Annotated in this window: 23 protein-coding genes and 1 pseudogene; 16 read left to right on the top strand and 8 right to left on the bottom strand. The window is 69.2% G+C overall.

The features are described from left to right. Positions 1–57: 57 nt before the first annotated feature. Positions 58–1,158 (top strand): 5-methyltetrahydropteroyltriglutamate--homocysteine S-methyltransferase, encoded by a 1,101-nt coding sequence (locus ACGFJ2_RS31655; RefSeq protein WP_393474466.1) that lies wholly within the window; start codon positions 58–60, stop codon positions 1,156–1,158. A gap of 10 nt (positions 1,159–1,168) precedes the next feature. On the opposite strand, the gene ACGFJ2_RS31650 is transcribed toward ACGFJ2_RS31655, so the two are convergent. Beyond that, complete coding sequence (locus ACGFJ2_RS31650) at positions 1,169–1,936, bottom strand: class I SAM-dependent methyltransferase (protein WP_393474463.1); 768 nt, start codon at positions 1,934–1,936, stop codon at positions 1,169–1,171. A gap of 70 nt (positions 1,937–2,006) precedes the next feature. On the opposite strand from ACGFJ2_RS31650, the gene ACGFJ2_RS31645 reads away from it, so the two are divergent. Then, the gene (locus ACGFJ2_RS31645) at positions 2,007–2,576 is read left to right on the top strand and encodes a CGNR zinc finger domain-containing protein (protein ID WP_393474460.1); all 570 of its coding nucleotides are present in this window, start codon (positions 2,007–2,009) and stop codon (positions 2,574–2,576) included. A 33-nt stretch (positions 2,577–2,609) separates the two neighbouring features. On the opposite strand, the gene ACGFJ2_RS31640 is transcribed toward ACGFJ2_RS31645, so the two are convergent. Further along, the gene (locus ACGFJ2_RS31640; RefSeq protein WP_358202186.1) at positions 2,610–3,536 is read right to left on the bottom strand and encodes a D-2-hydroxyacid dehydrogenase family protein; all 927 of its coding nucleotides are present in this window, start codon (positions 3,534–3,536) and stop codon (positions 2,610–2,612) included. A gap of 160 nt (positions 3,537–3,696) precedes the next feature. On the opposite strand from ACGFJ2_RS31640, the gene ACGFJ2_RS31635 reads away from it, so the two are divergent. Next, positions 3,697–4,230, top strand: a complete 534-nt coding sequence (locus ACGFJ2_RS31635) for a CHRD domain-containing protein (protein ID WP_393474457.1) — start codon at positions 3,697–3,699, stop codon at positions 4,228–4,230. Positions 4,231–4,810: 580 nt separating this feature from the next. Here ACGFJ2_RS31635 and ACGFJ2_RS31630 read toward each other — a convergent pair. Together ACGFJ2_RS31630 and ACGFJ2_RS31625 are read right to left on the bottom strand one after the other, a co-directional pair. After that, positions 4,811–4,937 (bottom strand): annotated as a pseudogene (locus tag ACGFJ2_RS31630) (ClpX C4-type zinc finger protein); the annotation flags it as partial. Between the two features lie 17 nt (positions 4,938–4,954). Then, a complete protein-coding gene (locus tag ACGFJ2_RS31625) occupies positions 4,955–5,296 on the bottom strand; it encodes a hypothetical protein (protein WP_393474454.1) in 342 nt (113 codons plus the stop codon). Positions 5,297–5,631: 335 nt separating this feature from the next. On the opposite strand from ACGFJ2_RS31625, the gene ACGFJ2_RS31620 reads away from it, so the two are divergent. The 11 genes from ACGFJ2_RS31620 (at position 5,632) to ACGFJ2_RS31570 (ending at position 15,257) form a co-directional block, all read left to right on the top strand. Then, on the top strand, positions 5,632–7,458 hold the full coding sequence (locus tag ACGFJ2_RS31620; protein WP_357959773.1) for a glycosyltransferase family 2 protein: 1,827 nt from the start codon (positions 5,632–5,634) through the stop codon (positions 7,456–7,458). Positions 7,459–7,534: 76 nt separating this feature from the next. Next, the gene (locus tag ACGFJ2_RS31615; protein WP_357959776.1) at positions 7,535–8,584 is read left to right on the top strand and encodes an energy-coupling factor ABC transporter permease; all 1,050 of its coding nucleotides are present in this window, start codon (positions 7,535–7,537) and stop codon (positions 8,582–8,584) included. A 30-nt stretch (positions 8,585–8,614) separates the two neighbouring features. Next, complete coding sequence (gene cbiQ / locus ACGFJ2_RS31610; RefSeq protein WP_393474450.1) at positions 8,615–9,388, top strand: cobalt ECF transporter T component CbiQ; 774 nt, start codon at positions 8,615–8,617, stop codon at positions 9,386–9,388. After that, positions 9,385–10,146, top strand: coding sequence for an energy-coupling factor ABC transporter ATP-binding protein (locus ACGFJ2_RS31605; protein ID WP_393474447.1), 762 nt, complete (start codon positions 9,385–9,387; stop codon positions 10,144–10,146). The genes cbiQ and ACGFJ2_RS31605 overlap by 4 nt, the downstream gene beginning before the upstream one ends. A 110-nt stretch (positions 10,147–10,256) precedes the next feature. Next, complete coding sequence (locus tag ACGFJ2_RS31600) at positions 10,257–10,595, top strand: STAS domain-containing protein (protein WP_225294105.1); 339 nt, start codon at positions 10,257–10,259, stop codon at positions 10,593–10,595. Positions 10,596–10,643: 48 nt separating this feature from the next. After that, positions 10,644–11,417 (top strand): SDR family oxidoreductase, encoded by a 774-nt coding sequence (locus ACGFJ2_RS31595; protein WP_357959786.1) that lies wholly within the window; start codon positions 10,644–10,646, stop codon positions 11,415–11,417. Between the two features lie 6 nt (positions 11,418–11,423). Continuing rightward, positions 11,424–12,188: a crotonase/enoyl-CoA hydratase family protein gene (locus ACGFJ2_RS31590; protein ID WP_393474444.1), complete on the top strand. Its 765-nt coding sequence runs from the start codon at positions 11,424–11,426 to the stop codon at positions 12,186–12,188. Between the two features lie 102 nt (positions 12,189–12,290). Then, a complete protein-coding gene (locus tag ACGFJ2_RS31585) occupies positions 12,291–12,905 on the top strand; it encodes a rhomboid family intramembrane serine protease (protein ID WP_393474441.1) in 615 nt (204 codons plus the stop codon). 114 nt (positions 12,906–13,019) lie between these two features. Next, positions 13,020–13,571 (top strand): EF-hand domain-containing protein, encoded by a 552-nt coding sequence (locus tag ACGFJ2_RS31580; RefSeq protein WP_357959793.1) that lies wholly within the window; start codon positions 13,020–13,022, stop codon positions 13,569–13,571. Positions 13,572–13,788: 217 nt separating this feature from the next. Beyond that, positions 13,789–14,322, top strand: a complete 534-nt coding sequence (locus tag ACGFJ2_RS31575) for an RNA polymerase sigma factor (RefSeq protein WP_393474437.1) — start codon at positions 13,789–13,791, stop codon at positions 14,320–14,322. After that, on the top strand, positions 14,319–15,257 hold the full coding sequence (locus tag ACGFJ2_RS31570; protein ID WP_357959799.1) for a hypothetical protein: 939 nt from the start codon (positions 14,319–14,321) through the stop codon (positions 15,255–15,257). Before ACGFJ2_RS31575 ends, ACGFJ2_RS31570 begins: the two co-directional genes overlap by 4 nt. Before the next feature lie 76 nt (positions 15,258–15,333). Here ACGFJ2_RS31570 and ACGFJ2_RS31565 read toward each other — a convergent pair whose 3' ends face one another. Then, positions 15,334–15,870, bottom strand: a complete 537-nt coding sequence (locus tag ACGFJ2_RS31565; protein WP_357959802.1) for a TIGR00645 family protein — start codon at positions 15,868–15,870, stop codon at positions 15,334–15,336. Between the two features lie 132 nt (positions 15,871–16,002). Between ACGFJ2_RS31565 and ACGFJ2_RS31560 the strand changes: the two genes are divergently transcribed. Further along, entirely contained in the window at positions 16,003–16,377 is a 375-nt protein-coding gene (locus ACGFJ2_RS31560; RefSeq protein WP_358554652.1) for a BlaI/MecI/CopY family transcriptional regulator, read from the top strand. Between the two features lie 57 nt (positions 16,378–16,434). Here the strand turns inward: ACGFJ2_RS31560 and serC are convergent, their stop codons facing one another. Both serC and ACGFJ2_RS31550 read right to left on the bottom strand, forming a co-directional pair. Continuing rightward, complete coding sequence (serC, locus tag ACGFJ2_RS31555) at positions 16,435–17,556, bottom strand: phosphoserine transaminase (RefSeq protein ID WP_393474433.1); 1,122 nt, start codon at positions 17,554–17,556, stop codon at positions 16,435–16,437. Between the two features lie 61 nt (positions 17,557–17,617). After that, on the bottom strand, positions 17,618–18,847 hold the full coding sequence (locus ACGFJ2_RS31550) for a transposase (RefSeq protein ID WP_358202134.1): 1,230 nt from the start codon (positions 18,845–18,847) through the stop codon (positions 17,618–17,620). Positions 18,848–19,051: 204 nt separating this feature from the next. Between ACGFJ2_RS31550 and ACGFJ2_RS31545 the strand changes: the two genes are divergently transcribed. Continuing rightward, positions 19,052–21,706, top strand: coding sequence for an ABC transporter substrate-binding protein (locus ACGFJ2_RS31545; protein ID WP_393474430.1), 2,655 nt, complete (start codon positions 19,052–19,054; stop codon positions 21,704–21,706). 54 nt (positions 21,707–21,760) lie between these two features. Here the strand turns inward: ACGFJ2_RS31545 and ACGFJ2_RS31540 are convergent, their stop codons facing one another. Further along, positions 21,761–22,867, bottom strand: a complete 1,107-nt coding sequence (locus ACGFJ2_RS31540) for a citrate synthase 2 (protein WP_357959815.1) — start codon at positions 22,865–22,867, stop codon at positions 21,761–21,763. Positions 22,868–22,990 lie beyond the last annotated feature (123 nt).

Here is a 22,990-nt window from a genome sequence, read left to right as displayed (position 1 = left end):
CGTTGCACAGTGGCCTAACTTTGGGCGTACTACGTACGCCTAGAGAAGGTGATCCACATGCGCACCTCACCCCCTTTCCGCGCAGATCACGTCGGCAGTCTGCTCCGGCCACCCGCCCTGCTCAGCGCCCGTGAGAGTCTTACCGGCGAGGCGCTGCGCGAGGTGGAGGACGAGGCGATCCGCGAGGTCGTGCGCAGGCAGGAGGAGCTGGGCCTGCAGGCGGCGACCGATGGAGAGTTCCGCCGGGCCTCCTGGCACATGGACTTCATCTACCAGCTCGGCGGCATCGGCCAGGCCACCGGCGAGCACATCACGGTCCGCTTCCACAACGAGCAGGGCGACCTCGAGTACACCCCGGCGGCGATGCGGGTGCACGACAAGATCAGGCTGACCGAGCCGATCTTTGCCGACCACTTCACGTTCCTGCGCGACACCGTGACCACGGCGGTGCCCAAGCTGACCATCCCCTCGCCCAGCATGGTCCACTACCGCGGCGGTCCCGCCTCCATCGACCCGGAGGTCTATCCCGACGTCGAGGAGTTCTGGAGCGACCTCAGCGCCGCCTACGCCGAGCAGGTGCGCAAGATCGGTGAACTGGGCTGCACCTACCTGCAGTTCGACGACACCAGCCTGGCCTACCTGAACGACCCGGCACAGCGGGCCGAGCTCGCCGAACGCGGCGACGACGCCGAGCACATGCACCTGCGTTACATCAAGCAGATCAACATCGCGCTCGCGGCCAAGCCCGAGGGCATGGCGATCACCACGCACATGTGCCGCGGCAACTTCCGCTCCTCCTGGGCGGCCTCCGGGGCCTACGACTTCGTGGCCGAGGCGCTGTTCGGCGAGCTGGCGGTGGACGGGTTCTTCCTGGAGTTCGACGACGAGCGCTCGGGCGGCTTCGAGCCCCTGCGCTACGTACCGGCGGGCAAGATGGTGGTGCTCGGCCTGGTCACTACCAAACGCGGCGAGCTGGAGTCCAAGGACGCGCTCAAGCGGCGCATCGACGAGGCCGCCAAGTTCATTGACCTGGACCAGCTCTGCCTGTCCCCGCAGTGCGGCTTCTCCTCGACTGTCGAGGGCAACGTGCTCGACGCCGACCAGCAGTTCGCCAAGCTGGCCCTGATCGCCGAGACCGCGCGGGAGGTGTGGGGCTAGGAAACCCCGGTCAGGCGCGGACGGCGCAGAGGAGGCGGTTGTTGCCGCGCTGCCAGAGCGTGCCGACCTCGGCGAAGCCCGCCGCCCGCAGGGCCTCGACGTGCTGGGACAGCAGGCCGGACTCGGTGCCGCTGTGATTGGCGCCCGCGGTCGTGCGAGCGGTACGGGCGTCGTTGAGCTCGGCGAAGGCCGGCTCGGCGGCGATCGCGTCCCACCACTGCCGCCAATCCTCGGGCCGGCCGTCGGTGAACACCCGGTCGGTGTGGCGGTCGTGGACGGCGCGTTCGAGCCGGGCGATGGCCGGAGTGTTGGCGTCGTCGGAGTCGAAGTGGTCGCCGTTGAGGAGCAGCCCGCCCGGCCGCAGTACGGAGACCAGATCGGCGTACAACTTCCGGAGCTCCGGCACGGCGAGCCAGTGCAGCGCGGTGGTGCTCACCGCGACGTCGGCCGGGCGGTCCAGGGACAGCGAGTCTGTCCAGCCCGGTGTACGCAGGTCGAGGTCGACGAAGCCGAGCCGCGGGTACGCGGCCCGGCCGAGGCCGAGCAGCAGCGGGTCGGCGTCGACCGGGATCACCGTGGCCTTGGGCAGCCGCTCCAGGAGGCGGGCGGACAGCGAGCCCGGCCCGCAGCCCAGGTCGATGACCAGCGGGTCAGGGCGGCCCAGCGCCTCGACGGCGTCGATCAACGCGGTGAAGCGCTCCTCGCGGTCGGGCAGGTAGCCCTCCTGCTGCCGGTCCCAGCGCGCGATCCAGTCGAGTGCGATCTCGTGAGTGAGCACGTCGTCTCCTTGTGACCCTCGTTTAAGCTTTAGACAGTCACAAGCTAAAGCATAGGATGTAACTGGTCAAGTGGATTTCAACAGTCACACGGACGCGGTCGTCCGAGTCGCCGTGGCGGTGGTCAATGTGCTGACCCCCGGCGAGAGCCGGGGGCGGCCCTGGCCGGCGCCGCACGATCTCGCCGCCGCCGCCACGGACGTGCTCCGAACCGTCTACCCCACGCATCCCGAGGTCACCGAGGCGGAGGGCGGCGCGTACGCCGAGATCGCGGCGCGTCTGCGCATGGTCTTCGAGGCCGTCGCGGCGGACGACATCGACACGGCGGCGACGCAGGTCAACAGCCTGCTCGAGGAGTCGCACGCCCGGCCGACGCTCCAACGGCACGACGGCGAACCGTGGCATCTCCACTTCCACGGCACGGGCGGCACCCTGGCCGGTGATTGGGCGGCCAGTTGCGCCACCGGGCTCGCGATCGTGCTCGGCGGCGAGTTCTTCGACCGGCTCGGCGTGTGCACCGCGCCGCACTGCGACCGGGTCTATGTGGACGTGTCGCGCAACGGCACGCGCCGCTTCTGCTCCACCGCCTGCCAGAACCGGGTCAAGACCGCGGCCTTCCGGGCACGGGGGAAGGCCACGTGAGCAGCTGGACTGGGCTGCCCGCGAGGACCGGGACTACGTGAGCAGCCGGATCGGAGCGCCCGCGAGGAATGCCGCGATGTCGGCCACGGCCTCCTGGAAGTAGGTGCGGTAGTTGCCCTGGGTGACGTAGCCGAGGTGCGGCGTGGCCAGGACGTTCGGCAGCGTGCGCAGCGGGTGGTCGTCCGGAAGCGGCTCCTGGTCGAAGACGTCCAGCCCGGCGCCGGCGATGCGGCCCTCCGTCAGCGCCTCGATCAGGGCGGCCTGGTCGACGATGGCCGCCCGCGAGGTGTTGACCAGATACGCCGTGCGACGCATCAGTGCCAGCTCCGGAGCGCCGATCAGCCCGCGGGTCCGGTCGCCGAGGACGAGGTGGATCGACACGATGTCCGACTCGGCCAGCAGTGCCTCCTTCGTGGCCGCGTACCGTACGCCCAGCTCGCCCGCGCGGTCGGCGGTGAGGTTGCGGCTCCAGGCGACCACGTCCATGCCGAAGGCGCGGCCGATGGCGGCCATCTGGGAGCCGATCTTGCCGAGGCCGAGCAGGCCGAGGGTGCTGCCGCGCAGGTCCAGGCCGATCGTGTGCTGCCAGGGACCGCCCGTCCGCAGCGCGGTGGCCTCGGGGATCAGGTGGCGGGCCAGGCCCAGGATGAGGGCCCAGGTCAGCTCGGTGGGCGGCGCCGAGCTGCCTGCGGTGCCGCAGACCGTGACGCCGTGGGCGCGGGCGGCGTCGAGGTCGATGGAGGCGTTGCGCATGCCCGTCGTGATGAGCAGGCGCAGGTTCGGGAGCCGGGCGAAGAGCTCGGCGGGGAACGGCGTGCGCTCCCGCATGATCACCAGGATCTCGTGGTCGCGTACGGCCCGCACCAGGTCGTCCTGCGTGGCGAAGTGCTCGCGAAAGCTCGTCGCCCGCACCGGGGACCAGTCGGCGAGGCCGAGTGCGATATCCTGGTAATCATCCAATACGGCACAGCGCAGCATAAATGCGGATATTACCGGCGCTGTCTCCGGCAGGTACAGGTGCTTACCGTCAAGCCGCTTCGCCCATGATTCGCCGCCTCGAAATACCGACATATGAGTGCGGCAGGGTGTCCTGAAGTGTGATGGGAGAGGACCACATCCCATGAGCAGACCCTTGGCAGTCGCCACCCTCACCACCGCGGCCCTCGTCGCCGGCCTCGCAGCCCTCCCTGGCCCCGCCACTGCGAGCCCGACCGGCACCGCGAGCCCCGCCGGCGCCGCCGACCGCGGGCAACGCGTCGTCATGACCGGTCGGCAGGAGGTGCCGGGTCCAGGCGACCCGGACGGGCATGGCGCCTTCACCTACCAGGTGAAGGGCGAGACGCTCTGCTACACCATCGCCGCCGACCGCATCCTGCCCGCCACGGCCGCCCACATCCACCGGGGCAAGAGGGGCGTGGCAGGCCCGATCACCGTCACCCTGAAGGCCCCGACCAAGGGTCCCGCGAAAGGCTGCATCAAGGCGGCCAAGCAACAGAGCGGCTCGAACGCCGCGCTCGTCCTGACCCAGAACGAGCTGCACGGCATCGTCACGTCGCCGGATCGGTACTACGTCAATGTGCACAACGCGAAGTATCCCGACGGCGCCATCCGCGGCCAGCTCCCCGGCGGGGGCGGCGGGTCCGCAACCCACTGAGGCCGATTCCCCGGTGGGGTCCGCGACTCACTGAGGCCGGTTCCCCGAGTTGGGTCGGTGACCTGCTGACGCCCGTTCCCCGGATCAGGTCGAGCGGGTCGATGAGATACTGACCCCTGCTCCAGCTCCCCGGTGCGATCGGGGAGCTGGAGCCCGTTCAACGGGTGGACAGGCTTTCAGCCTCCTCGTGCAACGCCGCGATGAGGATCAGCTCCAGATGGAGCTCGGCCAGATCGGGCGCCGCGAGGCCATCGAGGACTTGCATGGTGGGCCTCCCTGGCATCAAGGACGCCCCACAAGTCACAGGGGTTTACCGATCATTCCCTGAACGGTCAATCCCTGAACGGTCATTCCCTGAACCGTTCCCAGGCGGACTGCCGCGTCATGCCGAGCGAGGCGCCGATGCGCTCCCAGCTGACGTTCCTGGTGCGGAGGTGTCGTACCCAGTCGTGCAGATTGTCGTCGACCTGGACCTGCACGGCGGCGATCTTGGGGAGATGATCGAGGATCTGGTCCTCGCTCATGGTCTCCCACATGGGCAGGCGGGGTTCGGGGGAGGGGTCGAGCCCCACTTCCTTGAGGATGTCGGCGCACAGACCCACACATTCGTTGCAGATGTGCACACCGGGTCCGGCGATGAGCTTGGCTACGTCGGCGCCGCTCTTGTGACAGAACGAGCAGCGCAGGTTGTCCATCCAGTCAGGCATGGCCTGACAGTAGCTCGTCAGGTGATGCCTGACAACCCCGTGAGCGCCTGCATGATCTCCTGCCGCTCCTCGTTGATCCGGCGGCAGATCGTCACGTACGCGTTCAGCACCTTGCAGTACGCCTGGCGCGCCTCGTCGAGCTGGGCGGCACGGATGACGATCCGCTCATGGTCGCCCTGTGCCTCGGCCTCGGCGAGCAGCGCTCGTGCCTCGTCCACGATCTCTTCCGCCCTGATCCGCGTACGGCGGAGCAGGGCGGAGCATTCATGGAGCTCTCCCAGCCGCGCTGAGGAGACGATGAACTCCGCATCGTGTACGGCCGAGCCGGTCACCCTGGGCCCGCGAAGATCGGATCCCACTCTCGCCACCTCCCCGGTCAAGGTTGCCTCACTGTAGACGCGTCATCCCCTCCCGTGGATCACCTGACCTCGCGTGGGGGTAGGGCATCCTTCCCCCGGAGGGGGTTCTCTCCACCCGGGTGGGAAAACACCGTCCCTGAACCCCGTTCGGTCCCGCCGTATTGTGCGGATTGGCGGTTTCACCTGCGCTTATGCGATGAGTGCGGCGAATCTTCTGTCTGGGGAAAAGGCGCGGATGAAGAGGCGAGATCGGCCACGCGATGCCCGGTCGTCATCACATACTGAAACGACGTGACTGCGGTAAGTGATGGCGGCTGAGGGGCGCGGTTGTGGCTATGGCGACATCTAACGGCGACGAGGACGCGGTGGACGTCAGCGTCATCATCCCGGCCCACAACTGCCGTGAATATCTGGACCGGTGTCTCACCGCCGCGCTGGTGCAGCGGATCAGGAAAGAGATCATCGTCGTCGACGACGGATCGACCGACGGCAGCGACGAGCTGCTCGACCTCTACGCCACCTACCACAAGGGCAACGTCAAGGTCGTCAGCATCGCCGCCTCGGGCGGCGCCGGGCGGCCGCGCAACATCGGCATCGAGCACGCCACCGGCCGTTACGTGTTCTTCTGCGACGCCGACGACTACCTGGGCCCCGAGGCGCTCGAACGCATGGTCGCCATGGCCGACCGCAACGGCTCCGACATCGTGCTCGGCAAGGTCGTCGGGCACGGCAGGCGCGCTCCGACGTCCATGTTCCACCGCGGCGCCGAGCGGGCCGAGCTCGGTGACAGCGCCGTCTACAACAGCCTGAGCTGCTTCAAGCTGTTCCGCAGGGAGATGCTGATCAGCCACGGCATCAAGTTCGGCGAGGGCATGCTGGTCGGCGAGGACATCCACTTCACCGTGCACGCCTACTGCCACGCCAAGGTGATCTCCGTGGTCGCCGACTACGACTGCTACCACCTGGTCTCCAGGTCCGACGGCAGCAGCATCATGCAGCAGCCGGGCAGCCGGGATCCACGCGGCTGGCTCGGCATGATCCGCGGGCCGATCCAGCTCATGACCGAGCACGTCCCGCCGGGGCCGCTGCGCGACCACCTGCTCCGCCGGCACTTCAGGCTCGACGTGTTCGAGCAGCTCGGCGTGCCGTTCCTGAAGTCGGACGAGGTGCAGCGCAAGGAGATCGCGCAGGAGGTGGCCGCGCTCTGCGACCGGTGGCTGACGCCCGGCGTCTACGCCAAGCTCAGCCGGACCGACCAGCAGCGGATCGCCGCACTCGGCGACATCCACCGCCTGGTGCGGCTGGCCCAGATCGAGGGCGCCGCCGTACGCCGCCGGCTGACCGGCCTGCGCTGGGAGGCGAACCGGCTGGTCGTGACCGGGGTGGCCGGGCTCGACGGCATGCCGGAGCACGACGGTGTCGCGCTCGTGCTGCGCGCCCGCAACGTGCGCGGGCAGGAGCTGATCGTGCCCGCCGAGCGCGAGGGCGCCGCGTTCGTCGCCAGTGTCGACGTGGCCGCGCTCGACTCCGGCATCTGGGATCTGCGGGTGGCCGTCGAGATGGAGGGCGTGGTCCGGTACGGCCGGCTCGGCGCCGACCGCGACAGCTGCGTCACCCGCCCGACACCCCGGCTCATCGGCGCCGTGGTGGCGCTGCCGTACTTCACCAAGGACAACGGCAACCTCAGCATCGACGTCGGCGGGCACCTGATGACGGTGCCGGGCCGGGCCAGGATCCACCGGACCCGCTGGACGCTCGGGCGGCGGCTGCTCATCGACGGCGAGGTCACGGTCGTGGGCGTGATCCCGGCGGCCTCGGCGATCACCCGGCTGGTCTGGCGCGAGCGGCGTACGGGCAACGAACGGGCCGAGCGGGTGGTCGCGCTGCCGGGCGGCGGGTTCGCGGCCCGGCCCGCGATGGGCAAGTTCGCGCCGGGCATCTGGGACGCCTATCTGGAGGTCGAGCTGGGCGGGCCGCCCGCGAGGTTCCGGATCGAGACCGACGCCCAGACCGTCGCGGCGCCGCGCCGGCTGTGGGGCCGGTTGCGCGGCGGTGCCGTGCTGCGGAGCGTGCGGCCGTACGCGACGTCGGGCAAGGGACGGCTGAGCACAGTCGTGCTCAAGATGACCACCCGTACGGTCTTCCGTAGAATTCTCCGCTAATTGCCATCTATGTGCAGGTGCAAGACAATGTCCTAAAGTAGGCGTGTTGCGACACCGCTTGACGAAGGGCTTTGCCGTGCACGTACCCGATGGCTTCTTCAACGCGGCCGTATCCGTTTCCGCCGGCGCGGTCGCCACCGCGGGCCTGGCGGTCTGCCTGCGCGGCGCGCGCCGCGAGCTCGACGACCGGACCGCGCCCATGGCCGGGCTGGTGGCCGCGTTCATCTTCGCCGTCCAGATGCTCAACTTCCCCGTCGCCGCGGGCACCAGTGGGCATCTGCTGGGCGGGGCGCTGGCCGCGATCCTCGTGGGGCCCTATACGGGCGTGCTCTGTATGGCCGTGGTTCTGCTGGTGCAGTGCGTGTTCTTCGCCGACGGCGGTCTCACGGCGCTGGGGATCAACATCACGATCATGGGCATCGTCACCGTACTGGTCGGCTGGGGCGTCTTCCGGCTGGTCGCGCGGCTCGCCAAGGGCAAGGGCGGCGTGACGGTGGCCGCGTTCCTCGCCGCGCTGGTCTCCGTGCCGTCCGCCGCCCTGGTGTTCTCGGCGCTGTTCTGGGTCGGCGGCACCGCGCCGATCGAGGTCTCCGCGGTGGCGGCCGCGATGGGCGGCGTGCACGTGCTGATCGGCATCGGCGAAGGCGTCATCACGGCCCTGACCGTCGGCGCGGTGCTGGCCGTCCGGCCGGACCTCGTGTACGGCGCGCGCGGGCTGAGCACGCCTCTCGTGCTGAGGGGCACTGAGGACACGACCGCGGGGGCGACTGTGGGGACGACCGCGGGGACGACGGTCACGGTGGGCGCCGCCGAGGAGCCGGTGACCGCCGCCCGCGGCCCGTTGCGGGCGTTCCTGCTCGGCGGCCTCGGCCTGACGCTGGTGCTGGCCGGGATCGTGTCCTTCTTCGCCTCCTCCAATCCCGACGGTCTGGAGGCGGTCGCCGAGAACCATGGATTCCTCGACCAGGCCACCCACCACGTGTTCGGCTCGTGGGCGCTGGCCGACTACGGTGATGTGGGCGGCATCCCGGTGGGTGTCGCCGGGATCATCGGGGTCGGGCTCGTGCTGCTCATCGCCGGGGGCGTCGCCTATGCCGCCCGTGGCCGCGAGAAGGCCCGGGTCTGACGCCAGTGAACGAGAGACGGTGAGTGTCGGGTGGGCGCGGGGCACCATCATCAGCTCTACCTGGCAGGCGACTCGGTCGTGCACCGGCTCCCGCCGCAGTGCAAGCTGCTGGCCGTCGCCGCCTTCGCGATCGTGGTGGTGGCGACGCCGAGGGAGTGGTTCTGGGCCTTCGGGCTCTACGCGGTCCTGCTCGCGGGCGTCGCGCTGGCCGCCAGGGTGCCGCTGACGTACGTGCTGCGGCGGATGGTGGTCGAACTGCCCTTCGTGCTGTTCGCTTTCCTCATCCCGGTGATCGGGCTGGGGGAGCGGACGACCGTGCTGGGCGTCTCGCTGAGCGTGGCCGGGCTCTGGGCCGGGTGGAACATCCTGGCCAAGGCGACGCTGGGGGTGGTCGCCTCGATCCTGCTCGCGGCCACCACCGAGCCGCGGGTCATCCTCATCGGCGCCCAGCGGCTCCGGCTGCCCAGCCTGCTGGTGCAGATCGCCATGTTCATGCTCCGCTACATGGACGTGATCATGGATGAGATGCGGCGGATGCGGGTCGCGCGGGAGTCTCGTGGCTTCGAGGCCCGGAATTTCCGGCACATCCCGGTGATCGCGCGCTCGGCGGGCGCCCTGTTCATCCGCTCGTACGAACGGGGTGAGCGGGTGCACCTCGCGATGCTCAGCCGCGGCTATTCCGGACGGATGCCGATGATGGACGAAATTTCGGGATCCGTTGGGCAATGGGCCACGGCCCTCGCTCTGCCAGGCATCGCCCTGGCCGTACTAGGCCTGTCCGCCGTACAAGGACTGTCACTGTGAACTCTCCGGCCGTCAACTCCCTCGAAGTCAACCGGCTCGCCTACGCCTACCCCGACGGGACGCAGGCCCTGTTCGGCGTGGACTTCACGATCCGGCGCGGCGAGCGCGTCGCGCTGCTCGGCCCCAACGGCGCCGGCAAGACCACCCTCGTCATGCACCTGAACGGCATCCTCACGGCCGGGCACGGCTCGGTGAGCGTGGCGGGCACGCCGGTGCGCAAGGACACGCTCAAGGAGATCAGGCAGCGCGTCGGCCTGGTCTTCCAGGACCCGGACGACCAGCTCTTCATGCCCACGGTCAGGGACGACGTCGCGTTCGGCCCGGCCAACTCGGGCGTGTCGGGCGCGGAGCTGGAGCGCGCGGTCAAGGACGCGCTGGAGCGGGTCGGCATGCTGGAGGTCATCGACCGGCCGCCGCACCACCTGTCGTTCGGCCAACGCCGGCGGGTGGCCGTGGCGACCGTGCTGGCGATGGAGCCGGAGATCCTGGTGCTCGACGAGCCGTCCTCCAACCTCGACCCGGCCGCCCGCAGGGAGCTGGCCGAGGTCCTGCGCTCGCTCGACGTGACCGTGCTCATGGTCACCCACGACCTGCCGTACGCGCTGGAGCTCTGCGAACGCTCGCTGATCCTCTCCGACGGCGTGATCGTCGCGGACGGGCCCACCCGCGAGCTGCTCGCCGACGCCGAACTGCTCGCCCGCCACCGCCTGGAGCTCCCGTACGGCTTCGCCATCCCCGCACCGGCGGAGCATGGCTGATCCAGGAAGGTCATTTTCCTGTTTCGGGCCTCACATACGGATGATCCGAGTTTGTGCATGCCCGGTACCCGGGGATGTCGAAGTACAGTGGCTCATCGAGGAGGGGCCAAATGAAGCTGCGGCTTGCGCGACATGCCCTTGGCGATGCCGTGGTGGTGGCCGTTGAGGGTGAGCTGGACCTGTTCACGGCGCCGTTCCTCCGCGACGAGGTGCGCGACGCCATCAAACAGGATGGCGCCTGGCTGGTGCTCGATCTCCAGCAGTTGTCGTTCATGGACTCCAGCGGGCTGTCGGTGCTCATCGAGGCATGGCGGCTGGCCACGGGAGAGGGCGGCGGCGTGTCATTGGCCGGGCCGCAGGCCCCGGTGGCCCGCATCCTGCGCACGACCGGGCTCGACCGGCGGATCAAGGTATATTCCGATGTCGACACGGCCGTAGGTGAGATTTAACCCACCCCGAGTAGAACTTCATTCGGTTGGCGGGTTAGGGTCCGGGATATGGACGTGAACGGATCTGCAGCAATCATCTCCGGCGGGGCCAGCGGCCTCGGCGAGGCGACGGCCCGCGAGCTCGCGGCCCACGGCGCCACGGTGGTCATCGCCGACCTCAACGAGGAACGCGGCAAGAGCATCGCCGACGAGCTCGGCGGGGTCTTCGCCCGGACCGACGTGACGGACGACGAGCAGGTACAAACGGCGGTCGACGCGGCCGTCGCCACCGGCAAGCCGCTGCGCGTCGTGGTCAACAGCGCGGGCATCGGCTGGGCCGAGCGCACCGTCAACCGTGACGGCGCCCCGCACAACCCCGCCTCCTTCCGCAAGGTCATCGAGGTCAACCTGATCGGCACGTTCAACCTCATGCGCATCGGCGCGGCGGCCATCGCCAAGACCGAGCCGGTGGACGCCGACGGGCAGCGGGGCGTGGTCATCAACACCGCCTCCGTCGCGGCGCTGGAGGGCCAGACGGGGCAGCTGGCGTACTCGGCCTCCAAGGGCGGCATCGTGGGCATGACCGTGCCCGCCGCGCGCGACCTGGCGGCCATCGGCGTCCGGGTGAACACCATCTGCCCGGGGATCATCGACACCCCGATCTACGGCTTCTCGCCCAACTCCGACGAGTTCAAGGCCAAGCTGGTGGCGCCGGTGGTGTTCCCGAAGCGCATGGGGCGGCCCGACGAGTTCGCGCACCTGATCAGGTCCCTGATCGAGAACGACTACATGAACGCCGAGGTCGTCCGCTTCGACGGCGGCATCCGCTTCCAGCCCAAGTGAGGTCACGTGTCTGACGAAGTGCTCGTCGAAGAGTCCGACGGCGTCGCCGTGATCACGATCAACCGGCCCGCCGCGCGCAACGCCATCAACGGCGCGGTGGCCCGCGGCATCGCGGCAGCCGTCGACGCGCTGGAAGCTCGCCCCGACATCTCCGCCTACGTCCTGACCGGGGCGGGCGGCTACTTCTCGGCGGGCATGGACCTCAAGGGCTTCCTGTCGGGAGACTTCCCCGTGGTCGAGGGCCGCGGCTTCGGCGGTCTGACCGAGTCGCCGCCCAAGAAGCCGATCGTGGCGGCGGTCGAGGGCTACGCGCTCGCGGGCGGCTTCGAGCTCGCGCTGTCGTGCGATGTGATCGTGGCGTCGTCGGAGTCCACCTTCGGCCTGCCGGAGCCCAGGCGGGGCCTTGTGGCGGGCGCGGGCGGCATCATGCGGCTGCCGCGCCGGATCCCGTACCACGTCGCCATGGAGATCGCCCTGACCGGCGCTCACTACCCGGCCTCGCGCCTGTACGACCTGGGGCTGGTCAACCGGATCACCCCGGCGGGCGAGGCGCTGGACGGGGCACTGGAGCTGGCCCGCAAGATCGCCGCCAACGCCCCGCTGGCCCTCGCGGCCACCAAGAAAGTGATCATCGAGTCGCAGGACTGGTCGCTGGAGGAGATGTTCGCCAAGCAGGGCGGCATCATCAGCCCGGTGTTCAGCTCGAAGGACGCCATGGAGGGCGCGGCGGCCTTCGCCGAGAAGCGCGCCCCCCAGTGGAAGGGCGAGTAGTCCTTTTCCCGACCCCCTCCCCTTTTTGGGAGGGGGTTTCGCCGCGCGCGCATAACTTCTTCTGCGTACGGTAAAGAAGGAAAGGTCTAGCGGGAGGGGCTCATGAGCGACTATTCGAGGTCCGCGTACGAGTCGGCCAAGCGCGGCGCGGGCACCCTCCTCGCCGGCGCCCTGAGCGCGACCTTCGTCATGGTCGTGATGCTCGCCGTGATGTGGGCCGTCGAGGTCGTCGACTACACGACGAACGGCAGCCTGGACCGCGAGTTCGGCATCATCGGCTGGGACCCGTCGGGACTCGTGGGCATCTTCTTCGCCCCGTTCCTGCATGTGGGCTTCGGACACCTGATGGCCAACTCGCTGCCGCTGCTGATCCTGGGATTCCTGGCGGCGTTGCGCGGGCTCGGGCGGTTCTTCGCGGCCAGCCTGCTGATCATCGTGATCGGCGGTGTCGGCACCTGGTTCACCAGCCCCGACACGATCACGGTGGGCGCGAGCGGCCTGGTGTTCGGATATTTCGGGTACGTCCTGGCGCGCGGGATATTCGACCGGCGCGTCTTCGACATCGTCATCGGGATCGGCGTGGGGATCGCCTACTACTCGATCCTGTGGGGCCTGCTGCCCAACCAGCAGGGCATCTCCTGGCAGGGCCACCTGTTCGGCCTGGTGGGCGGCGTCGTCGCCGCCTGGCTGCTGCGCCGCAAGCGCGAAGTGGTGTAGGACGCCGCACACCCTCCTACGCGATTAGTTGGATCGACGCTTGGCCGCATCTCGACAGGCCAGACTCTTCGTAGTGGAATGATTACGCAAAGTGTCCACGAAGGGAGCCTCCCCGTGTCGAACCCTCTGGCCGAAGCCAACCTCAAGGCCGCGTTCGCCATCGTCGACGCCAACGGCAGCGGATACCTCGAGGCCGCCGACTTCGAGAGCCTCGCCGATCGGATGTGCGCCGTGATCGCGCCCGACCCGAGCTCGCCCTCGCACACGAGACTGCGGGCGGCCTACCGGGCATGGTGGGACCAGATCCGCAGCGCTGACACCGACGGGGACGGCCGGGTGAGCTGCGAGGAGTACGTCGCCCTCGTACAGGCGGGCGTGGCGGAGGACCCCCACTACTATGACAACGGCCTGAAGCCCCTCGCCGACGCGGCGTTCGACGCCATCGACGCCGACGGGAACGGCTCGATCTCGCGGGAGGAGCTCGCCCGCCTGTACGTGGCGGCCGGCGAGTCCGCCGAGACGTCCAACGGCTTCTTCGACCGCGTCGACACCGACGGCGACGGGCGCATCTCCCGCGAGGAGTACACGGTCGCCTTGCAGGGCATGTACGCGCCCGGATCGGCCGATGACGCGAGCGCCTGGGTGCTGGGCGCCGCCGACCGGTGAGCCCGCCCGGCCGGGTCGCCAGGTCCGTCACGAGCCGGCGTCAACCGACGTGTAACACGCCCAAACGGGCGCGACGTCGAGTGCGCCGCAAGCGCGAAGTGGTGTAGAACGGCGCTCACCCTGATGCTCGCAAAATCAGGGTGAAATGCCGATACGGCCTCAGACATGTAAGGGGTGTCCGCAACCCCGCATGAGGAGGCCACCATGGGAACCGCCGGTGGATGACGACCGAAGACGCCGGTTCGAGGCCGTGTACGCCCAGACGTACGAGCCGATTCTCGGATACGCCCTGCGCCGCTGCGACTCTCCCGAGGACGCGGCGGACGTGGTCGCCGAGACGTTCGCCATCGCCTGGCGCCGCGTCGACGCCCTGCCGCCCCACGCGGAGGCCAGGCTCTGGCTGTACGGCATCGCCAGGAACGTCCTGGCCAACCAGCGGCGCGGCCAGGTCAGGCGGTGGTCCAGGACCGTGGAGCTCGACGCCGACATCGCCGACCTCTACGCCCACTCGCCCGAGGGCAGCGTCGAGCTGGGCGCGATCGCGCAGGCGTTCAAGGAGCTGCACGAGGACGATCGCGAGCTGTTGTCGCTGGTCGCCTGGGAAGGGCTGGACCACGCCCAGCTCGCCAAGGTCCTCGACTGCTCGCGCAACGCCGTACGCATCAGGCTCCATCGCGCGCGCAAGCGCTTCTCCAAGGCGCTGGCCGGCGCGGGCGTCTCCGTCAACCGTCTCCCCGTGGAGTCCAGATGAACGAGTTGAGCGAACTGGCCGAGGCCGGTGAACTCGCCAGGATCAGCGAACTCGCCAGGGTCACGGACGAGCGGCTGGCCGGCCAAGCGTCCGGTGCGGGGGCCCGTGCGTTGCTGGCGGCCATCGTCGAAGAGAAGCCAGGCCCGGCAACCGCAACCGCAACGGCTGCCGCAGCCGCTGGGCGGCGGGCGCCGAGATCACGCCGTGCCCGCCGCCTGCTCGTGGGGCTGGCCGCCACCGCCGCGCTCGCCGCCGCCGCCGTCATGGGGCCTGTCCTGCTGGAGCGGATCCCGGGCACCGCCACCTCGTACGCGAACACCGCCATCGACATCGAACTGCGGGGCGACGAGTACATCGCAAGGATCAAGGACCCGTTCGCCGACCACGCCCTGTACGGCGAGGGCTTCCAGGCGCTGGGCCTCAATATCGGCGTGGACCTGATACCCGCCTCACCGACTCGGGTGGGCGAAATCGTGCGCTACGGATTCGCCGGCACCACCCGGGCCGACAGGCTCGGCGGTGGTCTGAAGCCGGAGGGATGCACGCTCGACCAGGAAGGCTGCTTCCTCACTGCCACGGTGAGCAAGGGATTCAAGGGCCGGGGTGTCTTCTACCTGGGTCGGCCGGCCAAGCCCGGAGAGAAGTACCAGGCTTTCGCGGAGGCCGGCAGGAAGGGCGAGATGCTCGAAGGCTACGACGCCGACGGGCGGACCGTGGGCAAGGTCGCCGCCGAGGCGCGCAGGCGAGGGCTGCGGGTGGTCTTCCGGATCATTGAGCCGAACCCGGACGGTAACGGCTTCGGCATGGGCCGGGACCAGTCGGCCAAGGTCGGCGACCACTGGTACGTCTGGGCCGCCGAGCCCGAGCAGGCCGGCACGGTGAGACTGCTGGTCACGGAGAAGCACCTCAGGAAGAACCCGGTAACCGGCGAGTAGCCGGCGCGGTATCCACGAACGCTCGCCCTTCTCCCCGCCGAAGGGGTGTCCCTCCCAGGGACCCTCGGCCACGACTCTAGGAGCTGTGCACCCGTTCGGCCGGGGAGGAGGACAGCAGGCGATCTATCAGCGCCAGCCCGATGGCCGACAGGACGAAGGCCAGGTGGATGATCGTCTGCCACATCATCTTGCTGTCCTCGATCGTCTGGGCCTTGATGAACGTCTGCAGCAGGTGCACGGACGAGATGCCCACGATGGCCGTGGCCAGCTTGACCTTGAGGACGTTCGCGTTGACGTGGGACAGCCACTCCGGCTCGTCGGGGTGCTCGTTGAGGTTGATGCGCGAGACGAACGTCTCATAGCCCCCGACGATGACCATGATGAGCAGGTTGGAGATCATCACCACGTCGATGAGGCCCAGCACCGACAGCATGACCGTGACTTCCAGGTCCTTGCCGCCGCCGTGGAGAACGCCTTCGATCAGGTGCCAGAGCTCGACCATGAACTGCCAGACGTACACCCCCTGGGCCACGATGAGCCCCAGGTAGAGGGGGACCTGCAGCCAGCGGCTGGCGAACATCAGGTAGCCCAGGCCAGTGGGCCGCCTGCTCATACTCATCCGGTATAACCCCTGTCACATGAGGATATGTCGCCACAACTGGGCGCAAAGGGAGATCAGCCCTGGTCGCGCGCGGGCCTTTTAGGGAAGAATGTTTCCTAACTCACCGAGCCGGAGGTTGGTCTGTTGGCGAACCTGGGATCCCTGGAGCGCGCGATCATGGACGTGCTGTGGGATGCCGGTAAGCCGATGCGGGTGCGCGAGCTGCTGGCCACGCTCAACGAGGTGCGCGAGCTCGCCTACACCACGGTGCAGACCGTCGCCGAACGGCTGGTGAAGAAGGGGCTGCTCGTCCGCACGCCGTACCGTAACGCCTTCAAGTACGCGGCCGCCTACTCCAGGGACGAGCACGTCACGCGGCTCATGCTGGAGGCGCTGGCGGCCAGCACCGACCGGCTGCCGGTGCTGGCGAGGTTCGCGCAGAGCGTCGAGGAGGAGGACGCCCTGGCCCTGCTGGACGAGCTGTCGCGCCGGACGGGTCAAAAACGCTCGACCACGTAACGGGTCAAAAACGCTCAACCCCGTAACGGGTCAGAACCACGTAACCGGCGCAACGGGTCAAAGACGCTCGACCACGTAGTCGATGCAGACCGTCAGTGCCTCGACGTCGGCCGGGTCGATGGCCGGGAACATCGCCACGCGCAGCTGGTTGCGGCCGAGCTTGCGGTAGGGCTCGGTGTCGACGATGCCGTTGGCGCGCAGCGCCTTGGCCACGGCCGCCGCGTCCACGTCGTCGGAGAAGTCGATCGTGCCGACCACCTGCGAGCGGAACTCGGGAGCCGCGAACGGCGTGGTGTAGGAGGTCTTGTCGGCCCAGGTGTAGAGGCGCTGGGCGGAGTCGGCGGTGCGGGCGGTGGTCCAGGCCAGGCCGCCGTTGCCGTTCATCCAGTCGAGCTGGTCGGCCAGCAGGAACAGCGTCGCCACCGACGGGGTGTTGTAGGTCTGGTCCTTGCCGGAGTTGTCGATCGCCACCGGCAGGCTGAAGAACTCCGGCACGTAGCGGTCGGTGGCGGCGATCTCCTCGACCCTTTCCAGGGCGCGTGGCGACATGAGCGCGATCCACAGGCCGCCGTCGGAGGCGAAGCTCTTCTGCGGGGCGAAGTAGTAGACGTCGGTCTCGTCGATGGACACCGGCAGGCCGCCCGCACCGGAGGTGGCGTCCACGAGCACCAGGGAGTCGTCGGAGCCTCCCAGCTCCATCGGCCGCTCGATCGGCATGGCCACGCCGGTCGAGGTCTCGTTGTGGGTGAGCGCGTAGACGTCGACGCCGTCCTCGGCCACCGCGGCCGGGTAGGTGCCCACCTCCGACTTGATCACCGTCGGCTCGCCGAGCCAGGGAGCCTTCTTGGCGACGGTGGCGAACTTCGAGGAGAACTCGCCGAACGACAGGTGCTGCGACCGCTCCCGGATGAGCCCGAAGGAGGCGATGTCCCAGAACGCGGTGGTGCCGCCGTTGCCCAGCACGACCTGGTAGCCCTCGGGGAGCGCGAACAGGTCGATGAGGCCGGCGCGTACGCGGCCGACCAGGTTCTTGACCGGCTTCTGGCGGTGCGAGGTGCCCATGACGCTCGCGCCGGAGGCGGCGAGCGCGGCCAGTTGCTCGGTGCGAACCTTCGAGGGCCCGCAGCCGAAGCGGCCGTCGACGGGCTTGATGTCAGCGGGAATCACGATGTCAGCCACCTGACCAAGGGTACTTACCCGAGGAGCTTGCCTGGACCCGGGTCCGGATCCTGAGAAAGGATCAACTACCACCGGTTGAATCTGGTGGTTTGCTCTCTCGGTCCCGTCTGGCTGAGGGGAGGCCGGTAGCGTGTGGCTGGTTGATGGCAGCCCAGCCCGCTATGCCGCGTGTGGCGATGTTGCGGGCCGCGATGTGGTCGGCGTGCCCAGCGAGGCCACACCTCTGGCAGACGAACCGGCCCCGCGCCGGCCGGTTCGCCCGGCTGATGTACCCGCAGTCCGGACAAGCCTGCGAGGTGTAGGCGGGGTCGACCAGGAGGAAGGCGATCCCGGCTCGGGTGGCCTTGTAGCGGGTGAAGGTGATCTGCTGGGCGAAGGCCCAGTTGTGCAGGGTGCGCCGCTGGAACCGATGAGCCCTTACCCGATCGCGGATGCCCTGAAGGTCCTCCAGAGCGACGCCGCGGCCGGTGCGTTCGGCTTCACGCACCACAAACGTGCTGATTTGGTGGTTGAGGTCGGTCATCATCCGGTGTTCACGCCCGGACAGGCGGCGCAGCACCCGCCGCGCCGCAGACGTCCCCTTCCTCTGCAGGCGCCGGCGTTGGCGATGGCGCCGCTCCCGCAGGGTGCGAACGTGGCCGTTATCGCCGACCGGCCCCGGCAAGGCGGAGCCAGGCAACACCGCACCATCGGAGGTGACCGCCAGGTTCGCCACCCCTTGATCCACTCCCACGAAGCCGCCGACCGGCTCACACACCACCGGCATCGGCAGAGTGAGTGCGACCTGCAACAGCCACACGCCGCGCCGGCAGATCAGGTCGGCCTCGCCCACCGGCAGCGTGTCCACGGCTTTGAGGTCTTCCGGTCGGCCGGTGAAGGTCACGGTGACGCGGCCGGTGGGGGTCCACAGCGACACCATCCGGGCGTCACGATTCCAGCTCATCAGCCGGGCGTCATAAGGCACAGCACCGTGCGGGCGGAAGATGTGAGCGCGTTTCTTGGAAGCGCGCCGGTTGGCATACGCGCCCGCGACCCGGGCGATCGCCCGCACGGCCGCCTGCGCGCCCAGCCCGGCCACCCGCGCCCGCACCTCGTAGTAGGCCAGCCGATGCAACTCCACCACAGCGAAGACGCGGTGCTGCCACGCCAGCCGGGACACGACGGTGGCCGCCTGATTGCACAACAGCACCGCCGCGGCCAGCGAGTCGGCCTGAGCCGGGGTGGGTGTGAGTCGCAGTTGCACGATCGTGGGCAGGCCCTGGCGTTTGGTGGTGGAGCGGCGGATCGCCATCGCGCACCTCCTGTCACAGCGGCCTCACCCACCGCACATATTACCGAACGTGACCGAGACTTTCCATACTGTTTTCGAAAGGAAGGGTGGCGCTTTCTCCCGGCCCTGAAGGACCGGGTCTCCGTGCCACCATTCAGATGAACCATTTCCCTCGATCATTCGTTGGTCCAGCAACACGGGTGGGGACCGGCTGGAGGAGTCCGGGTGGCCGATCTGCGGAATGTCGTCGAAGCGTTGATTCGCCGGCCGGTGTTCTGGCGGGCCGATCCGCCGTTGCCCACGGTGCTCGTGACGGGCCCCGAGGCGCTCGCCGCGGCCGAGCTGCTCGCCAAGCCGTTCGAGGACGCGGTGCCGTACGCCCACGTCAAGGAGGGCGAGCACAAGTCGATCCAGGCGCTCGTGGAGGCTCTGGCGGGGGAGCAGGGCGAGCTGGGCAAGCCGGTGGGCGGGTCGCTGCTGCCGCCGCCGCGCTTCCCGCTGGCGCAGTTCGTGCTGTGGGCGAGGAAGCAGCGGCACCTGCCGCCGCCGGGCAACAAGTCCGAGGACTGGCTGCCGGCTCCGGGCACGCACACGGGCTACCGGATGTTCAAGGAACGGCTCAAGGATTGGCAGCGGAGCAGCCGCGACAGCGACCGGGGGCGCAGGACCTCGGCCGACTTCCTGGCGCGCGCCGCGACGACCTGGGTGCCGGTCGGCACGCTGGCCGTCTGGTGGTTCAACGGTCCCGCCGACCTCGTCGGCCTCGCCCCGTGGGTGCTCGGCCTGTTGGTGGCCGCGCTCGGCACCACCGGCCAGGCCTTCTTCTCGATCAGGGGGACGCTGTTCACCGGCTGGCTCCGCAATCAGCCGTACATCCGGCGGGATCCGTTCGAGGGCCCCGCCAAGTACGCGCTTCGCCTGGCCAACGCCAAGGGCGCGGATGACGACGCGGATGTCAAGCGTGACGACACGGACGTCGAGCGGTTATTGGTCCACGCGCTGATGCGCGATCTACGCGAGGCGTACAAGAAGTGGATCATCCCGTGGCCGAGCTGGGGCAGAGGGCTGTACGCCCTGCTGCTGATCGAGGTCGTCGATCCCGACGGGGTCAACGCGCGGTTCCTGCGGCTGGTGGAGGAGACCACCAGGACGACCGGGTTGCTGCCGCCGATGGTCGTGCTGGCGGCCGTGTCCTCCGTCCCGCCCGGACCGCCGATCGGGTCCGCGGAGCTGGGCCGGCTGCCCGAGGTCGTCGGGCGGTGGCGGGCCGCGGCCCGGTTCCGCGTCCCTGACCTGCGGATCGGCATCCGGGCCACGGACGTGCCCGCCGTCGGGGAGTACCCGCCGGTGCTGCCGCGCAGGAAGCGGGCCCTGGCCTACTGGACGGCCATAGGGCTGCTGCTGGTCCTGCCGTTCGCCCTGGTCTTCTGGGTGCAGCGAGACAGGGCCGCGCACTGCGGCGGCCTGCAATGGGCGGAGCGGAGCGGCACCGAATGCGTCGGCATCGTGAACGCCGCCGGCGCCACGCCGGACGACCTCTTCGACGGCGCCGTGAAGGACCTGGTCAAGAAGATCGACGCGAACAACGGCTACGCCATCGGCTCGGGACGGTACGTCAGTGTGGTCCTGTTCGGCGAGTTCTCGATCACCAAGACGGAGGCGAACGACATCCGGCTGTCGGCTGCCGTGTCCGAGCTGGAGGCGGTGGAGGAGCAGCAGCGGACCGCCAGCACCACGCCCCGGCTGCAGGTGCTGATCGCCAACGCCGGTGACAACTTCCGCCACGGCCGCCGTACGGCGCAGCTCATCACCGAGCTCGCCGCGCGGGACCCGCACGTGATGGGCGTGATCGGCCTGCCGCGCAGCGTGGAGGGGGTCAGCCAGGCGATCGAGGAGTTGCACCTGGCGAAGATCCCGATGGTGGCGACCACGGCGACGGCGGACCGGATCGGCTACGTCGGCGACTCCGCCGACGGCAAGCGGCCCGGCCAGCCGTCCCCCTACCACTTCCAGGTGGGGCCGACCAACTTCCGTGAGGCGACGCTGGGCGCGCGGTTCGCCCGGCGCATGCTGCTCGCGGACGTGGACAAGCCGTCCGCGGTCATCGTCCAGGACGAATCGATCACCGACCAGTACACGAAGAACCTGGCCGACGACTTCGAGACGGCGCTGAAGGCGCAGGGCATCGCCGTCAAGGAGCCGAAGGACTACAACGTCGAGTCGGGCGGCATCCAGGAGGCCGCTGTGGCGGCCTGTGGCCTCAAACCGGACGTGTTCCTCTATGCCGGGCGGGCTTCGGAGTTCCTGGGCTTCCTGGCCTCGATAGAGGGCAGCGGCTGCAAGGACGCGAAGGTGCTCGCGGGCGACGACGTCGTCAGGGCGATGGCCGACCACGCGGGTGAGATCGCCCACATGAAGCAGATGGAGGTCTACTACGTGGCGCTGGCGCACCGGGCGGTGTGGAACCAGAGCGCCACCAAGCAGACCGCGTTCATCAGCGACCTGCTCGCGGGCGCGCACCCGAAGTCCTCCGACGACAACCTCATCCTCACCTTCGACGCGGCCAACGTGCTCTACCAGGCGGCCAGTACCGCCTACCGGGCCGGAGCGCAGGAGGGCGGCGGCCTGCCCAGCCGGGGCGACATCCTGTACCGGCTGACCCGGCGGGTCTGGAACGGCTCCAGCGGGAAGATCGACTTCGGCTCCGCCGATCTGCACGCCCCGGTCGACAAGGCTTTCGCGATCATGAAGGTGGACGTGGCGCGGGCGGGCAACCCGAAGCCGGTCGTCCGCTGCGGCTCGCTGGACGCCACTGAGCCGCCCCCGAAGGACGCCGTGTGCGCCGGCCTGCCCGACACCGCCGACTCGCAGCCGAAATGAAGTACGGCTGCCGCGTCAGAACGCGGCAGCCGTACGAACAGCGGGATCGAGACGTCAGATGATGCCGACGACCTCGGAGGCGCCGGGAACGTCGCTGAGGGGACGCGACGCCGGGCCGATGTACTTGGCGCTCGGGCGGACCAGGCGGCCCGTGAGCTTCTGCTCCAGGATGTGCGCGGCCCAGCCGGCCGTACGGGCGCAGGTGAACATCGAGGTGAACATGTGCGAGGGCACCTCGGCGAAGTCCAGCACCACGGCCGCCCAGTACTCGACGTTCGTGGCGAGCACCCGGTCGGGCTTGCGCGCGTGCAGTTCCTCCAGCGCGGCCTGCTCCAGAGCGGCGGCGACCTCGTAACGAGGCGCGTTGAGCTCCTTGGCGGTACGGCGCAGCACCCGCGCGCGCGGGTCCTCGGCACGGTAGACGCGATGACCGAAGCCCATCAGCCGGCTGCCCTTGTCGAGCTCGCTCTGCACGTACTTCTTGGCGTCGCCCAGGTGCTCGACGCCTTCGATCATGTGCAGCACCCGGGCCGGAGCACCGCCGTGCAGCGGGCCGGACATGGCGCCGACGGCACCGGAGAGCGCGGCCGCCACGTCGGCGCCGGTGGAGGCGATGACCCTGGCGGTGAACGTGGAGGCGTTCATGCCGTGCTCGGCGGCCGAGGTCCAGTAAGCGTCGATGGCCTTGACGTGGTTGGGGTCGGGCTCACCACGCCAGCGGACCATGAACCGCTCGACGATGGTCTTGGCCTCGTCGACGCGGCTCTGCGGCACCATCGGCAGGCCGAGGCCGCGCGCCGACTGCGCCACGAAGGACAGCGCCATCACGGAGGCGCGCGCGAGCTGGTCGCGGGCCTCCTCGTCACTGATGTCGAGGAGCGCCTTGAAGCCGTAGGCCGGGGCCAGCATGGCCAGCGCGCTCTGTACGTCTACGCGGATGTCACCTGAGTGGACAGGAATGGGGTACGGCTCCGCCGGGGGCAGGCCCGGCTGGAACTTGTTGTCGACCAGCAGGCCCCAGACGTGCCCGAAGGGGACACGGCCGACCAACTCCTCGATGTCGACACCCCGGTAGCGAAGGGCGCCCCCTTCTTTGTCCGGTTCCGCGATCTCGGTCTCGAAAGCTACAACGCCCTCGAGGCCGGGTTTGAAGTCGGACATTCTCGGCCGCCTCCCTTTCTTGCCATGTTGCGGCAATGCCTTGATGTCGAGATACCGGCGGGTCAATTTAACCCCCTACCCGCCCGTGGTCGGTCTCCGGACCCGCCGGAACGCGAAAGCCGC

Origin of the sequence: Nonomuraea sp. NPDC049028 (assembly GCF_043197735.1) — a bacterium.
Taxonomy (GTDB): Bacteria; Actinomycetota; Actinomycetes; order Streptosporangiales; family Streptosporangiaceae; genus Nonomuraea.
The sequence above is the reverse complement of the archived record's forward strand: the minus strand, read 5'-3'. Positions and strand labels throughout refer to the sequence as shown.

Coding starts and splice junctions, on each gene's coding strand:
- ACGFJ2_RS31600 (WP_225294105.1), top strand. CDS start 10,257: ATGAAGCTGCGGCTTGCGCGACATGCCCTTGGCGATGCCGTGGTGGTG.
- ACGFJ2_RS31585 (WP_393474441.1), top strand. CDS start 12,291: ATGAGCGACTATTCGAGGTCCGCGTACGAGTCGGCCAAGCGCGGCGCG.
- ACGFJ2_RS31550 (WP_358202134.1), bottom strand. CDS start 18,847: ATGGCGATCCGCCGCTCCACCACCAAACGCCAGGGCCTGCCCACGATC.
- ACGFJ2_RS31565 (WP_357959802.1), bottom strand. CDS start 15,870: ATGAGCAGGCGGCCCACTGGCCTGGGCTACCTGATGTTCGCCAGCCGC.
- ACGFJ2_RS31635 (WP_393474457.1), top strand. CDS start 3,697: ATGAGCAGACCCTTGGCAGTCGCCACCCTCACCACCGCGGCCCTCGTC.
- ACGFJ2_RS31595 (WP_357959786.1), top strand. CDS start 10,644: ATGGACGTGAACGGATCTGCAGCAATCATCTCCGGCGGGGCCAGCGGC.
- ACGFJ2_RS31620 (WP_357959773.1), top strand. CDS start 5,632: ATGGCGACATCTAACGGCGACGAGGACGCGGTGGACGTCAGCGTCATC.
- ACGFJ2_RS31655 (WP_393474466.1), top strand. CDS start 58: ATGCGCACCTCACCCCCTTTCCGCGCAGATCACGTCGGCAGTCTGCTC.
- ACGFJ2_RS31540 (WP_357959815.1), bottom strand. CDS start 22,867: ATGTCCGACTTCAAACCCGGCCTCGAGGGCGTTGTAGCTTTCGAGACC.
- ACGFJ2_RS31570 (WP_357959799.1), top strand. CDS start 14,319: ATGAACGAGTTGAGCGAACTGGCCGAGGCCGGTGAACTCGCCAGGATC.